This window comes from Enterobacter sp. SLBN-59 (assembly GCF_024807915.1).
In the GTDB taxonomy this organism is placed as follows: domain Bacteria; phylum Pseudomonadota; class Gammaproteobacteria; order Enterobacterales; family Enterobacteriaceae; genus Enterobacter; species Enterobacter asburiae_B.
In genome coordinates, this window is sequence record NZ_JANUFI010000001.1 from 2,217,551 (window position 1) to 2,232,310 (window position 14,760).

At 59.4% G+C, this 14,760-nt stretch carries 9 protein-coding genes; 1 reads left to right on the plus strand and 8 read right to left on the minus strand.

The genetic code is table 11. The features are described from left to right. Window positions 1-20 precede the first annotated feature (20 nt). Entirely contained in the window at window positions 21-368 is a 348-nt protein-coding gene (gene erpA / locus M2422_RS10655) for an iron-sulfur cluster insertion protein ErpA (RefSeq protein WP_023310446.1), read from the minus strand. A gap of 79 nt (window positions 369-447) precedes the next feature. Next, window positions 448-1,848, minus strand: coding sequence for a H(+)/Cl(-) exchange transporter ClcA (gene clcA / locus M2422_RS10660; protein WP_039260615.1), 1,401 nt, complete (start codon window positions 1,846-1,848; stop codon window positions 448-450). Between the two features lie 177 nt (window positions 1,849-2,025). Here clcA and hemL point away from each other — a divergent pair, with 177 nt between their 5' ends. After that, complete coding sequence (hemL, locus tag M2422_RS10665) at window positions 2,026-3,306, plus strand: glutamate-1-semialdehyde 2,1-aminomutase (RefSeq protein ID WP_064673252.1); 1,281 nt, start codon at window positions 2,026-2,028, stop codon at window positions 3,304-3,306. 96 nt (window positions 3,307-3,402) lie between these two features. On the opposite strand, the gene fhuB is transcribed toward hemL, so the two are convergent. The 6 genes from fhuB to hrpB form a co-directional block, all read right to left on the minus strand. After that, window positions 3,403-5,385, minus strand: a complete 1,983-nt coding sequence (gene fhuB / locus M2422_RS10670; protein WP_064673251.1) for a Fe(3+)-hydroxamate ABC transporter permease FhuB — start codon at window positions 5,383-5,385, stop codon at window positions 3,403-3,405. Next, window positions 5,382-6,272: a Fe(3+)-hydroxamate ABC transporter substrate-binding protein FhuD gene (fhuD, locus tag M2422_RS10675; RefSeq protein WP_033144664.1), complete on the minus strand. Its 891-nt coding sequence runs from the start codon at window positions 6,270-6,272 to the stop codon at window positions 5,382-5,384. The genes fhuB and fhuD overlap by 4 nt, the downstream gene beginning before the upstream one ends. Beyond that, complete coding sequence (gene fhuC / locus M2422_RS10680; protein WP_033144663.1) at window positions 6,272-7,069, minus strand: Fe3+-hydroxamate ABC transporter ATP-binding protein FhuC; 798 nt, start codon at window positions 7,067-7,069, stop codon at window positions 6,272-6,274. Before fhuC ends, fhuD begins: the two co-directional genes overlap by 1 nt. A 50-nt stretch (window positions 7,070-7,119) precedes the next feature. Next, window positions 7,120-9,369 carry a ferrichrome porin FhuA gene (gene fhuA / locus M2422_RS10685; protein ID WP_259140632.1) on the minus strand — a complete coding sequence of 750 codons (2,250 nt, stop codon included), beginning with the start codon at window positions 9,367-9,369 and terminating at the stop codon, window positions 7,120-7,122. A gap of 235 nt (window positions 9,370-9,604) precedes the next feature. After that, a complete protein-coding gene (gene mrcB, locus M2422_RS10690) occupies window positions 9,605-12,124 on the minus strand; it encodes a bifunctional glycosyl transferase/transpeptidase (protein ID WP_064673250.1) in 2,520 nt (839 codons plus the stop codon). Window positions 12,125-12,312: 188 nt separating this feature from the next. Next, on the minus strand, window positions 12,313-14,742 hold the full coding sequence (hrpB, locus tag M2422_RS10695) for an ATP-dependent helicase HrpB (RefSeq protein WP_064673249.1): 2,430 nt from the start codon (window positions 14,740-14,742) through the stop codon (window positions 12,313-12,315). Between the last annotated feature and the right edge of the window lie 18 nt (window positions 14,743-14,760).

The window sequence follows — 14,760 nt, forward strand, 5'->3', positions numbered from 1 at the left end:
CGGCATCAGCCCGCACTCTTTTAGATGCTGAACGAAGATCCACACCCGCAGGTGCTTGTCGCATTCGGGTTCGTGACCACAAAGCGCGAACCTTCCAGACCCTCGGTGTAATCCACCGAGCCACCCACCAGATATTGCAGGCTCATCGGGTCAACCACCAGCGCGACGCCCTGTTTCTCGATAGTCATATCGCCATCGTTAACCTGATCGTCAAAGGTAAAACCATACTGGAAGCCGCTGCAGCCGCCACCGGTAATATAAACACGCAGTTTCAGATCCGGATTGTCTTCGTCGGCAATCAGGACTTTCACTTTGTTGGCTGCTGCTTCGGTAAATTCGAGCGGTACAGCTACTACGTCATCACTCATCTTATGCTCCCATGAATACTGCCATTGGGTAAAATTCACCCAATTCTTTGTCTCATTATCTAATACCCTGGTAATTCATTCAAGTATTCTGCGTGGCGGCCCGTTCAGCCTCTTGTTTCGCCAGGGTACGCGCGAGGATGGTGGAGTATAGCGGTTTTCCACCCAGGAACTGGGCTAATAGTGTCGCGCCGAGACAGGTAATGATCATTGGCAAAATGAGCTGGTAATTGTCCGTCATCTCCAGCACCAGTACGATCCCGGTCAAGGGCGCGCGCAGGGACGCGGCCAGCAGCGCCCCCATTCCGGCCACCGCAAAGGTCCCGGCTTCAAGATGATAGGCGGGAAAGCCCACTTCAGCCGCCATACCAAACGCGGTGCCGAGCAGCGTACCCAGCGCCAGCATCGGGGCAAAAATCCCCCCGGGCGCGCCGGAAGAGAAGCACAGTACCGTCGTGATAACCCGGGAGATAAACATAAACAGCAGCAGACCCACGCTGAAATTCCCCGCCGCCGCAATGGGAATCAGCCCGAACCCGCCGCCTGCGGCATTCGGCTCGATAAACCCGAGTACGCCACACATTCCGCCCAGCAGACCGCCCATCAGCACCCATTTCGTGGTGTTCCCGCCGTGAATGCGCTGGAACATATCCTGAGCGCGCAGGATAAAGGTGTTAAACAGCGGCCCCACCACGCCAAAAATCATGCCGAGGATCAGGTAAAGCCACAGGGTGTTGACCGGCGCGTTGGTCAGTTTACCCACCTCAATGACCGCGCCCTCGCCATTAAAGATGCGAAACACGATGCTCGACATAATGACGCCGGTGAATACCGCTTTAATTGAGATCAGGTTGTAGCGGAACTGCGCGCGCATCTCTTCGATAATGAACAAAATGCCTGCCAGCGGCGCGTTAAACGCGGCGGAAAGCCCCGCCGCCGCGCCGGTTGCCAGCAGCGTATGGCGCGCTTCGGCGCTTCGCATCCGAAACAGATCGCCCACCATGCGGCCGACGTTTCCCCCCAGCTGTACCGTGGGTCCTTCCCGTCCAAGCACCATTCCCGCGCCCAGAGTCCCCATGCCGCCGATGAACTTAACCGGAATCACCCGCCACCAGCGCACCGGACGCAGCTCCTCAAGCGCGCCTTCAATTTCAGGGATGCCCGATCCCCCCGCTTCCGGCGCGAATTTACGCACCAGAAAATACCCCACCATGGCAAACAGCGCGGACAGCCCGAATGCCCACACCCAGACCAGCCATTCGCTGTCGGCGAAACCGGCCACGGTGCCCACTCGCCAGTTGAGTACGGCATTAACCGCTTTTTCAAACGCTACGCCAACCAGGCCCGCGAGAGTGCCCACCACGGCAGCGGCCAGCAGGATCGCCAGCGGCGTTTTATCGCGATTGAGCAGCCGCCGAATGCTGATTCGGTGCTGGGCGCGCGTAAACTGTTGTTCTTCAAAAGACGGAGAATCTGATTTCATGTCCTGTTCTTATTTGTCACACAAAAAGCCGCGAGGATTTTACCAGAGACGGCCCTACCGTCTCCTGAAAATTACTTAACAAATCTTAAAGCATTGCCCGGCTAAAAATTTCATAACCTTCCCCGAATCACATAGAATAGTGGGCTTAACCATTTTATTCGAACCAGGAACGACGCCATGAGCAAGTCTGAAAACCTCTACAGTGCAGCCCGCGAGCTTATTCCGGGTGGCGTGAACTCACCTGTGCGCGCCTTCACCGGCGTGGGCGGTACGCCGCTGTTTATCGAACGTGCTGACGGCGCGTATCTGTATGATGTCGATGGCAAAGCCTATATCGATTATGTGGGTTCCTGGGGACCGATGGTGCTGGGGCACAACCACCCGGCCATTCGTAACGCGGTAATTGAAGCCGCCCAGCGCGGCCTGAGCTTCGGTGCGCCAACCGAAATGGAAGTGAAAATGGCGGAGCTGGTGACCGAACTGGTGCCTACCATGGACATGGTGCGTATGGTGAACTCCGGTACCGAAGCCACCATGAGCGCCATCCGCCTGGCGCGCGGTTTTACCGGCCGCGATAAAATCATCAAGTTTGAAGGCTGTTACCACGGTCACGCCGACTGTCTGCTGGTGAAGGCCGGTTCCGGCGCGCTGACGCTCGGCCAGCCGAACTCGCCTGGCGTACCGGCAGATTTCGCGAAGCACACCCTGACCTGCACCTACAACGATCTTGCTACCGTTCGCGCGGCGTTCGAGCAGTATCCGCAGGAAATCGCCTGCATCATCGTTGAGCCGGTTGCCGGCAACATGAACTGCATCCCACCGCAGCCTGAGTTCCTGCCGGGCCTGCGCGCCCTGTGCGACGAATTCGGCGCGCTGCTGATCATCGATGAAGTCATGACCGGCTTCCGCGTGGCGCTGGCGGGTGCCCAGTCTTACTACGACGTCGTGCCGGACCTGACCTGCCTCGGCAAAATCATCGGCGGCGGCATGCCGGTCGGCGCATTCGGTGGACGCAAAGACGTGATGGAAGCCCTGGCGCCAACCGGCCCGGTTTACCAGGCGGGCACGCTTTCCGGTAACCCTATCGCCATGGCGGCGGGCTTTGCCTGCCTGACCGAAGTGGCTCAGCCGGGCATTCACGAAACCCTGACCGACCTGACCACGCAGCTGGCAAACGGTCTGCTGGAGGCCGCAGAAGAGGCCGCTATCCCTCTGGTGGTTAACCACGTGGGCGGCATGTTCGGGATTTTCTTCACCGATGCGAAAACCGTGACCTGCTATCAGGACGTGGTGAAGTGCGACGTTGAACGCTTCAAGCGCTTCTTCCACCTGATGCTGGAAGAAGGCGTGTACCTGGCGCCGTCCGCGTTCGAAGCGGGCTTTATGTCCGTGGCGCACAGCGAAGATGATATCAACAACACCATCGACGCGGCGCGCAAGGTGTTTGCGAAGCTCTAAGGGCATTGCCGGGTGGCGCTAACGCTTACCCGGCCTACGATGTTCTCCCTCTCCCCGTGGGAGAGGGTCGGGGTGAGGGCAACAGGCCGCACCTGACTACCGACTCTGCTTTCTCAACAGATAAATAAAGTACGGCGCACCGATAAAGGTCGACAGCAGACCCGCCGGGATCTGATACGGGAACAGCACCATTCTTCCGCACCAGTCCGCGAACACCAGCATCACCCCGCCCGTCAGGGCCGACATGACGATATGCGGCATCGTCCGCCGGAATCCCATCATTCTGGCAATGTGCGGCGCCATTAATCCGACAAAACTCAGCGGTCCAATCGTCAGGGTTGCCACAGCCGTCAGGCACGCCGCCAGCAGCAGCAGGGCCACGCGCGCTGGCGTCAGCGCCATTCCCACCGCGCGCGCGGTTTCGCCGCCGAGCGGTAGAATGGTCATCCAGCGGCGGCACAGCGGCACCATCGCCAGCAGCACGAGCATCGCGATCCCGGACCAGACCACCTGGCTGCCGGTGGCGTTGTAGGTTGAGCCGGAAATCCAGGTCAGGATCTTCGCCATACGCGGATCGCCGCTGGCCTGCAGCATCATCAGCAGCATGGTAAATGCGGTGCTGAGCGCCATCCCGGCCAGCAGCATGCGGTGCGGCGAAAATCCGCCGCGACCGGCGGCAATCAGGATAATCATCAGCGTGACTGCCGCACCGATACTGCCGGCTGGCATCAGCCAGCCAAACGCATTCCCCGGCACAAAGAACAGCATCAGCACCACGCCAAAGGCGGCGCCAGAGCTGATCCCGAGCACTTCAGGGCTTGCCATCGGGTTGCCGGTCAGACGCTGAATAATGCACCCCGCCACTGCCAGCATCACCCCTGCGATCAGCGCAGCGAAGATACGCGGCCAGCGCCACTGCACCAGTTCATTGAGTAAATCACCCGTTGCCCAGTGCCAGCCCATGGCATCGCGTCCGAATGAGAGCGCCGCGAACGAGGCGATAATCAGCACCGCCAGACCGGCAAGGCTAAACCACAGCACCGACTGACGTTCAGCGTAGACTTTATCGCCGGCGTCCATCGCCGGTGCGCTCATGCTGCGCAGGCGCGGCAGCAGCCACAGCAGCAGCGGCGCCCCGATAAGCGCGGTCACAGAGCCGGTGGACACTTCCCTCCAGACCTGCGCCAGCCAGAGAATAAGCTGATCGGAAAGCCAGAGGATCAGCGCTCCAATCAGCGGCGCCAGCATCAGACGCGCCAGCAGGCGACGCGCCCCGAGCATTTTCGCCAGCAGCGGCGCAAACAGGCCGATAAACCCGATGATGCCAACCGCGTTGACCAGCAGGGCACTCAATACAATCGCCAGCGTCAGCGCCGCCAGACGAGCCAGCGACAGCGCCAGCCCCAGGTTACGCGCCACGCCATCATCCAGCCCCATGAGCGTCAGAGGGCGCAGGAGCAGCAGCGTCAGCACGACGCCGCCAGCCAGCTGCGGCCAGAGGTGCTCTACAACGCTCCAGTCGGTCTGGGTGAGCGTGCCGGTACTCCACAGGAACATGCTTTGCAGCCGATCGTGATGGAACAGCACCAGCAGCTGGTTAATCGCCCCGCAGTACAGGCTCACCACCAGCCCGGCCAGAATAAGCGTCACAGGAGAAAGGCGCTTGCCCCAGGCCACGCCAAAGACCAGCGCGCCCACCACGCACGCCCCCGCGAGTGCCGCAAACTGCGAGGTTAACGCTCCCGGCAGCGCCCACAGCGTGGTGATGGTGATCCCAAGCTGCGCGCCGGTCGCGACGCCGAGCGTGGTTGGCTCTGCCAGCGGGTTACGTAAAACCTGCTGGAACAGCACGCCCACCAGCCCTAAGCCGGCCCCGACCAAAAGGGAGATCGCCAGACGCGGCAGCAGGCTGTAGTGGAACAGCATCTGCTGAATATTGTCGATATCCGGCGAGGCCAGAGCGGCCCCCCACTGCGCGCGCGGTAAGGCCGCGGAGAGATTGAAGCCGGTTAATACCAGCGCAACCAGAAAAAGCAGGGATAACAGCAGCGCCGGGAAGCGGGCGATACGCGTACTCATGCTTTACCTCCCAGGGCGTTATCCAGCACGCGGGCAAAATGCATGGCCGACAGCGTCGCGCCGTAGAACCAGACAGCCGGGGCGCGCTGGAAGCGCTTCTCGCGTACAAACGGCATCGCCTGCCAGAGCGGGGTCGCCATCAGGGTTTGCATGTCGCGTTCATTACCGTGGTCGAAACAGAGCACGTCCACATCGCGAAACGCCGCCAGGCGGTCGATACCCACGGCGGTACTGCCCCAGAAGGTCATCTCCCCTTCCCAGGCGTTGCGAATGCCGAAGCTGTCCAGCACCTCCTGGAAAAGACAGTTTTTACCGAAGACCAGCATATGGCGGGCATCCAGCAGCGTCACCATCAGCAGCGGACGATCGCCCCGGTGAGCAAAGCGCGGCTTCAGGGAGTCTATCAGGGCATCAAATTCGTCGAGATGCTTTTTGGCCTCCGCTTCGCGGTTGAGGAAATGCGCCATCTCGTTAATCGAGTTTTTCGCCACGGCCAGCGGTTTTTTACCGTCGCTGAAAGCAAATCCACGTCCCGGCGCAATGCGCGCCATGGTCTCCTCTGACGGGCCGTAGCCCGCGGACCAGAACAGGAACGAGGGTTTCATCTGGGTGAGCAGCTCAAGGTTTGGCTCCGTACGCAGGCCGACGTCGATCACCGAGTCCGGCAGCTTTGGCTCGTTCACCCAGAGGTTATAGTTAGGAATGTCCGCCACGCCATAGGGCGTGACGCCGAGCGCCATCATCAGTTCGACCGGCAGCCACTCCAGAGCCACAATACGGTGCGGATCGACGGCGGCGGCACGCGCCGTATTCATTTTTAACAGCAGCGGCGAGAGCGCCATCGCCGTCAGCAGGCGACGGCGGCTAATGCGTGTGTTATTCAGCATCAGTAGACAAAGCTCACCGGTGCAGCCCCGGCCGGGTGAGGCAGAATACCCATCGGAATACCGTAAATATGTTCCAGCGTTTCGCTGCGCATCAGCTCTGCCGGTGTCCCCTGGGCAATCATCTCGCCCCCGCGCAGCGCGACGAGGTAGTCACAATAGCGCGCGGCCATGTTGATATCGTGCAGAACCGCGATGACCGTCAGGCCACGCTGCTGGCTCAGGCGATGCACCAGCGCCAGGACGTCGACCTGATGGGCGATATCCAGCGCAGAGGTCGGTTCATCCAGCAGCAGGCAGCGGCTGTCCTGCGCCACCAGCATCGCGATCCACGCGCGCTGACGTTCGCCGCCGGACAGGCTATCCACCAGACGGTGCGCCAGCGGTTTTAGCCCGACCAGCGCAATCGCCTCTTCCACCTTCTCTCGGTCGGCGACGCCGAAGCGCCCAAGCGCACCGTGCCACGGATACCGCCCAATCGCCACCAGCTCACGCACCGTCATCCCTTCCGCCTGCGGCAGCTGCTGCGGCAGATAGGCCACTTTGCGGGCAAAGGCTTTACTGCTCCAGCTCTCCAGCGGTTGGTCATCCAGCAGAATATCGCCTTCTGAAGGCGGCTGATGGCGCCCCAGCATTTTGAGCAGCGTGGATTTACCGGAACCGTTGTGACCAATCAGGCCCGTCACTTTACCGGCCGGAAACGTCAGAGAGAGCGGATGCAGCAGCGTGCGCCCGGGTACGCGAAATGAGAGATGGTTGAGCGTAAAGGTGGTGTCGGGTTGCGTTTGAATATCCTGCATATCAGCCAACTTAAATAAAAAGGGCACGGCGAACCGTGCCCGAAGAGAGATTAGAAGCGGAAGGTCGCGGTGGCAACAACCTGACGTTCAGCACCCCAGAAGCAGCCGTAGGTATTGAAGCAGCTGGCAACGTACTCGCGATCGAACAGGTTGTTCACGTGCAGCGCCACGTTTGAGCCCGCCATGCCAACGCGTGCCAGATCGTATCTGACCAGCGCATCGACTACGGTATAGCTGCCCACCTTGAAGGAGTTCGCCGGATCGCCATAGCTTGAGCCCGTGTAACGCACGCCGGTACCCAGCGTCAGACCCGACAGCGCACCGTCAAACAGGGTGTAATCACCCCACAACGATGCCATGTGTTTTGGCACCTGAGCAGGCGTGTTGCCTTTGTAGGTGGTGTCCGTGGTGTATTCCGCATCGGTGTAGGTATAAGAACCCACCAGGTTGACGCTTGCAGACAGGGCCGCTTTCGCTTCCAGTTCTACGCCACGCGCGCGGATTTCACCGCCCTGAACCGAGAAGAAGGAGCCCGCCGGGTCCGCCATCAGGTTGTTGGTTTTGGTCAGCTGGTACAACGCACCGGTGACGACGATCGGACGATCGTTCGGCACGTATTTCACGCCCGCTTCGTACTGTTTGCCTTTAGACGGCGAGAACAGCTTGCCCTGGGCATCGGTCTGCGAAGCCGGTTCAAACGATTCGCTGTAGCTAAAGTACGGAGTTACGCCGTTATCAAACAGATAGTTAACGCCACCGCGCCAGGTGAACTGGGTATCATCACGTTTGGAGGTGGTGTTCGTCACGCGGTTGTAGGATTCCTGATCGGCCCAGTCATAACGGCCGCCCAGGGTTACCAGCACTTTATCCCACTGCGCCTGATCCTGAACGTACAGCCCCGTCTGTTTCTGACGGTTGAGGATCTGATATGGGCCGGAGGTCGCGGGATCTTTTGAGCCGAAATCAAAATCGCTGTTCACCGGGTTGTAAAGATCCAGCAGCGGAACAGAGTCGTCGTAACCGAACCAGGAGTTGATGTCATTCCGCATGCGCATAAAGTCAACGCCGGTCAGCAGGACGTGGTCCACCTCGCCGGTTGAGAATTTGCTCTGCAGCTGGGTATCAACGGTAAAGTTCTGCAGCTTTTCGTTATCGACAACGTATTTACGCGCCGGATAATGGCCTTTGTCCGATGGCGCTAGCGCGGCACACTGTTTGTTGCCGCTGTTTGCCGGATCGGTACAGACGCCATAACCGTATACGCTGTTTTGCGAGGTTTTGTTCTCGGCAAAGCGCAGGTTCTGACGCACGGTAAAGGTATCGTTGAACTCGTGGTCGAAGCTGTATCCCACCATTTTCTGGTTACGGGAATAGGTATTGTTCTTCGCGCCTTCGTTGAAGTTCGTCGGCAGACGATCGCCATTCGGCAGCGGCTCAACCGTTCCCTCTTTTGGCAGCCAGCCGTAGTAGCCCGTTTCAGGCTCGTTCTGGAAGTAGGAGAGGAACGTGAAGGTGGTTTTATCATCCGGACGCCAGGAGAACGATGGCGCGATGGCGTAACGCTGCTCTTCCGCACGCTCCTGCTGAGCGTTATTAGAACGCGCAACGCCCGTTAAGCGATAAGAGTAAACGCCGTCGTCGTCGATCGCATCGCTAAAGTCAAACCCGGTCTGGAACAGGCTATCCGTGCCGACTTTGAACTGGATCTCTTTCAGCGGCTCGGTTGTTGGGCGCTTACTGACCATGTTCAGCAAACCGCCCGGGCTGCTTTTGCCGTACAGAACGGAAACCGGACCGCGCATGATCTCGGCGCGCTCCAGCATATAAGGATCAATCACCGCGTCGTTATAGAAGTTCCCCTGCATTTTCATGCCGTCGAGGTAGTTATTCTGCGTCTGACCATCGGCCGCGAAGCCGCGGATGATCAAATAGTCATAGGTGTTAGACGCGCCGCGCGTGCCTACCGCAACGCCCGGCGTGTAGCTCAGGGCTTCTTTCACCGAGCGCGGCTGATGCAGCGCCATCTCTTCGGCAGTGACTACCGAAATAGACTGCGGAACCTTTTGAATAGGGGTATCCGTTTTGGTTCCGGTCGCGGATTGCCGTGCGGCGATGGTCGCAGCAGGCCCCCAGGCACTTTCCTGTGCCGCAGGTGCTGCGGTTACCGTAATGGTTTCTTCTTTTTTCGGGGTTTCGGCCGCGTGAGCATAAGCAGACATGCCGGCAACCGCTGTGGCGACGACGACCGCGAGCTTACGCAGCGACGTGTTCATTGGCTGAGCAGTATTGGAAAGCGCCATGTTGAATCTCTGATGTGAAAGTGAATGATAACGTAAACGAGAATTATTATTATGAGCGCCAGAATAATATGCGAAACGCTGGTTGCATAGCAAGCAGTAAGCGGCCCTATGAGAATTAAGGGTTTAAGAAATCATCAAGAGAAAACGAAGGGTTAATCAGAGTTAAAGCGAGGGTTAACGAAATGAGGTTTACGGGTAAAAAAAGCCCCCTTCCAGGGAAGAGGGCTTTAAAAGGTTAGTTACCGCCGAACATGTCTTTAATCCAGCCCGCGACACCGTCGCTGTCTTTCTTCTCATTCTGCTGCTGCGGCTGTTGCTGCTGCTGTGGCTGAGAAGACTGGTCGAACGGGTTACCCGTTGGCTGTTCTGGCTGGCTTTGCTGGCACAGCGAGTCCGGGTTTGCGGTCCAGACAGGCAGCGTACGCATTCCGCCGCCGCAGACGAAGTTACCGGAGCTGTCTACGCCCATATCGACGATATCTTCCGGCGCAACCAGATTCAGCGGCACAGGAGACTGATTCGCCAGATAGCGCTGGTAAATCGACATCGCCCCGCTCGCCCCGTACAGTTTGGTCGGCTGGTTGTTGTCGCGGCCTACCCAGGTGATCACCACTTCACGGCCATCAATACCGGCGAACCAGGTATCGACGTTGTTGTTGGTGGTCCCGGTTTTACCCGCCAGATGCAGACCCGGATACTTCGCGCCCAGCTGACGGCCGGTACCGCGCTGCACGACCTGCTGCATCGTCCACAGCGTCATATAGGCGGCCTGAGCGGGAACGGCACGCTCCGCCTGCGGGAAGCTCTGATAAAGCACGGAACCATCTTCGGCAATCACTGAGCGCAGGGCAGACAGCGGCGCGCGGTTGCCCCCGCTGGCAATGGTCTGGAACGCCTGCGCCACTTCGATCGGCGTCAGGTTAAGCGCGCCGAGGATCATCGCCGGCACCGGATGCAGCTGATCTTTCGCCACGCCCAGCTTTTGCCAGGTATCGACAATCGCCGGCAGTCCCAGCGACATGCCCAGGTTCACCGTTGGCACGTTCATGGAACGGGTCAACGCATCCACCAGCATGACCTGACCGCTGAACTGTTTATCATCGTTCTGCGGTGACCAGACCTGGCCGTTAGGCTGGCGCAGGGAGATCGGCGCATCCGCAATCCAGGTATTCAGGCGATACTGATTTGGCTGGCTCAGGGCTGTGAGGTAGGTTGCCGGTTTTGCCAGAGAGCCGATTGAGCGACGCGCCTGCATCGCACGGTTGTAGCCTGCAAACTGCGGCTCGGCCCCGCCCACCATCGCGCGCACTTCGCCGGTGTTACGGTCAACCACCACCATCGCGGTTTCAAGATCGGAGAGCTTACGCTGTTTCTTCAGCGCCGGAATGCCTTCCACAGCCGCCTTTTCGGCCGCATCCTGCGCCACGGAGTCAAAGGTGGTGAAGATCTTCACGCCGGAGAGATCTTTGACCTTATCGCCGAGCTTGCTTTGCAGCTCCTGACGCACCAGCTGCATAAACGCAGGCTGAGGCGAAATCACGCCGCCGCGCGGCTGAACGCCGAGCGGACGCGCGCTCAGCATGTCGTACAGCTCCTGGTCAATCACCTGCTGCTGTTGCAGCAGACGCAGAACGAGGTTACGACGCTCCAGCGCCAGTTTCGGGTTACGCCACGGGTTATAAATGGACGCCCCTTTCACCATGCCCACCAGCAGCGCCTGCTGGTCCAGGCTCAGCTCTTCCACCGGACGGCCAAAGTAATACAGGCTCGCCAGCGGGAAGCCGCGGATTTCGTTATCGCCGCTCTGACCGAGGTACACCTCGTTCATGTACAGCTCAAGGATACGATCCTTGCTGTAGCGCGCATCCATCAGCACGGCCATGTAGGCTTCGTTCGCTTTACGCCAGTAAGAGCGTTCGCTGGAGAGGAACAGGTTTTTCACCAGCTGCTGGGTCAGCGTACTCGCTCCCTGCACGGTGCGACCGGCAGTCAGGTTAGCCAGTACCGCACGGCCAATCGAGTAGAGGCTGATGCCATCGTGCTCGTAGAAGTGACGGTCTTCGGTTGCCAGCAGGGTATCGACCAGCAGATCCGGGAAGCCATTACGCGCCACGAACAGGCGCTGCTCGCCGTTTGCTGACGAAAGCATGGTGATCAGACGAGGATCGAGACGGAAGAAACCGAACTGACGGTTGTTATCCATGTTCTCGATGGTGTCCAGACGATCGCCGTCAAAGGTCAGACGCGCGCGCACCTGCCCCTCTTTGCTGTCCGGGAAATCAAACGGACGACGGATCATCTCAATGCTGTTGGACTGCACGGTAAATTCGCCAGGCCGCGTCATTTTTGACACCTGACGATACTGGGTGGCTTCCAGCAGTTTAACCATCTCGTTTTTGGTGATGGACATATCTGGCTCAAGGTTCACCATACGGCCATACACTGCCGCAGGGAGCTGCCAGACTTTTCCGTCGATACGGCTGCGGATCTTCTGATCCAGATACACGCCGTAAATTGCCATCAGGACAACAAAAACAATAAACAGCTTCAGCAGCAGCCAGAACCAGCCGCGCTTGCCCCGAGGCTTACGCCCTTTGCCTTTTCCATTACGCGGCATCGGTTCTTCATCCTCATAATCGTCTTCATAGTCATCGTCATAGTCCTCATCTCTGAGGCGACGACGGCTTACCTTTTCTTTCGCCGGACGCGCTGGTTTTCCCTTACGTCCTATTGGCTCGCGGTCATTCCCCGCCATGCTTTTTCTCCGCAACTTTCAGGCGCAAAGGCCAGATTTTCTTTTCTTTCACAGGCCTGTGAAAGAAGAAATCTCTCAAAATAAACAGCAAGACTTTCCTGTCAGGAAAGTCTTTAGTGTTTTCTCCCTCTCCGTGTGGGAGAGGGCCGGGGTGAGGGCATCAGGCCGCACTCCCTCTTTCACCTAACCTACGAATATTTCTTCGTTCGCCGCGTCGGCGCCGTATTCGCCGGATCGTCCGGCCAGACATGTTTGGGATATCGCCCCTTCATCTCTTTTTGCACTTCACGGTAGCTTCCCGCCCAGAACGCTCCCAAATCTCGGGTGATTTGTAATGGACGATGCGCAGGCGACAGCAGCTCAAGCACTAACGGCACACGCCCTTCCGCAATGGACGGCGTGGTGGCTTCACCAAACATCTCCTGCATCCGAACCGCCAGCGCCGGCGGATTATCCTCATGATAACGGATGGCAATCCGGCTTCCGGTCGGCACAGTGTAATGCCCTGGCAGTTCACTATCCAGACGTTGACGTAATGACCAGTCCAGTAAATTCTGTAACGCGGTCTTAACATCAAGCGCCTTAAGGGCTCGCAGAGAGTGTACGCCGCTCATTTGCGGCAGTAGCCAGCGCTCAAGCGTAGCGAGCAGCGTCTCGTCATCCACCGCAGGCCAACTATATTCCGGTAGCCACTTCGCGGCGCAGTGCAGACGAATGCGGTACTGCTCCGCTTCCGGCGTCCAGTTCAGGGCGCTCAGCCCTTTTTCCCGAATTCCGTTCAGCATCGCCTGATGAAGCTCGTCTTCCGACGGCTTCGCCAGCGGCTTCGTCCCAAGCGTCAACTTGCCAATCTGGCTGCGACGAAAGGCCTTCAGCGTGCCCTGGGCGTCATCCCATTCCACGGTATCAGATTGCTGAAGCAGCTGCGGACAGGCACGCGTCAGGGCGTCAATCTCTACGGCTATCGCCTGCAGGATACGCGCATCCGGAGAATGGCTGCCCTGCAGCAACAGCGGGGCGATCAGCCATTCGTGACGCGTCAGCGCATCATCGCTGTCCAGCATCGCCCCCATGCCGTTTGCCAGCTGGTAGCGACCGTCCAGCCCGCGCCGACGCGCAATCCTGTCCGGGAAAGCCTGGGCCAGCAGGAAGGCAATCTTGTCGCTGTCAGGCGCTCCTCCCCGGCTATTCAGGCGTTTACCCAGCTGCTGCGCCCGCTGCTGCCAGTTACCCTGGCTGCGCGAAAACGCCTGCCCCAGATCGCTGCTGCCACCGCGAGGCGGCTCCTCAAGAATAGCCGCCAGTTTTGCCGCCGTGGCAATTTCATCATCCCCTTGCGCGGCCACCAGCATCGCGGCCAGACGCGGATCGTTGCCCAGCGCCGCCATTTTCTGGCCGCGCGCCGTCAGACGCTCGCCTTCCAGCGCGCCAAGCTGGGTCAGCAACGTGCGCGCAGCGGTGAGGTTTACGACAGGAGGTGGATTAAGCCAGGTGAGCTGCTCAGGGTTCGGACAGCCCCACTGGAGCAGGTCCATCACCAGACCAGACAAATCGCTTTGTAAAATTTCCGGCGTGCTTTGCTGTGCAGCGCGTTCAGCCTGCTCCGCGCTGGTCAAATGCAGGCAGATGCCCGGCTCAAGACGCCCCGCACGGCCCGCGCGCTGCACCATCGACGCCTGGCTGATGCGCTGCGTCAGGAGTTTAGTCAGCCCGGTACGCGGGTCAAAGCTTGCCACTCTCTCCTGCGCGCTATCCACCACCAGGCGAATACCTTCAATGGTCAAACTGGTTTCAGCAATGTTGGTTGCCAGCACCACCTTGCGCTGCCCCGCCGGCGCGGGAAGGATCGCTTTACGCTGATCCTGTAGCGACAACGCGCCGTAGAGCGGGCAAAGCAGCACGTCGCCGCCTACCCGGGTAGAAAGCTGCTCCTGCACGCGCTGAATTTCACCGACGCCCGGCAAAAACAGCAGCAGGGAACCAGGCTCCTGGCGCAGCAGCACAGCGGTGGCAATGGCGACGGCCTCGTCAAAACGCTGGTGGGAGGGAAGCGGCTGATAGCGGCGTTCAACCGGAAACGCCCGCCCTTCTGAGCTGATGACCGGCGCATCGGGTAATGCCTGTCGTAGCCGCTCGTTGTCCAGCGTGGCCGACATAATAAGCAGCCGGAGATCGTCGCGCAGCCCCTGCTGCACGTCCAGCAACAGCGCGAGGGCCAGATCCGCCTGCAGGCTGCGCTCGTGGAATTCATCGAGGATCACCAGCCCGACGCCGGTCAGCTCCGGATCGTTTTGCAGCATGCGGGTGAGAATACCCTCGGTGACCACTTCAAGACGCGTGGTCGGGCCAACGCAGGTCTCGGCACGCATCCTGTAACCTACCGTTTCGCCCGGTTTTTCATTCAGCAGCTCCGCCAGACGCTGCGCCACGTTGCGCGCGGCCAGCCTGCGCGGCTCCAGCAGGATAATTTTCCCGCTGATGTTTCCGTCTTTCAGAATCTGCAGCGGCAGCCAGGTGGACTTGCCCGCGCCCGTAGGGGCATTCAGCAAAACCTGCGGGGCATGGTGTAAGGCAGCGAGAAGCTCAGGAAGAATGACGGCGACCGGCAATGAGGACACTAACAGCTCCAGAGGGTT

Excerpts from the sequence above, each read along its gene's own strand:
- erpA (WP_023310446.1), bottom strand. The coding sequence starts at position 368 with ATGAGTGATGACGTAGTAGCTGTACCGCTCGAATTTACCGAAGCAGCA.
- clcA (WP_039260615.1), bottom strand. The coding sequence starts at position 1,848 with ATGAAATCAGATTCTCCGTCTTTTGAAGAACAACAGTTTACGCGCGCC.
- hemL (WP_064673252.1), top strand. The coding sequence starts at position 2,026 with ATGAGCAAGTCTGAAAACCTCTACAGTGCAGCCCGCGAGCTTATTCCG.
- fhuB (WP_064673251.1), bottom strand. The coding sequence starts at position 5,385 with ATGAGTACGCGTATCGCCCGCTTCCCGGCGCTGCTGTTATCCCTGCTT.
- fhuD (WP_033144664.1), bottom strand. The coding sequence starts at position 6,272 with ATGCTGAATAACACACGCATTAGCCGCCGTCGCCTGCTGACGGCGATG.
- fhuC (WP_033144663.1), bottom strand. The coding sequence starts at position 7,069 with ATGCAGGATATTCAAACGCAACCCGACACCACCTTTACGCTCAACCAT.
- fhuA (WP_259140632.1), bottom strand. The coding sequence starts at position 9,369 with ATGGCGCTTTCCAATACTGCTCAGCCAATGAACACGTCGCTGCGTAAG.
- mrcB (WP_064673250.1), bottom strand. The coding sequence starts at position 12,124 with ATGGCGGGGAATGACCGCGAGCCAATAGGACGTAAGGGAAAACCAGCG.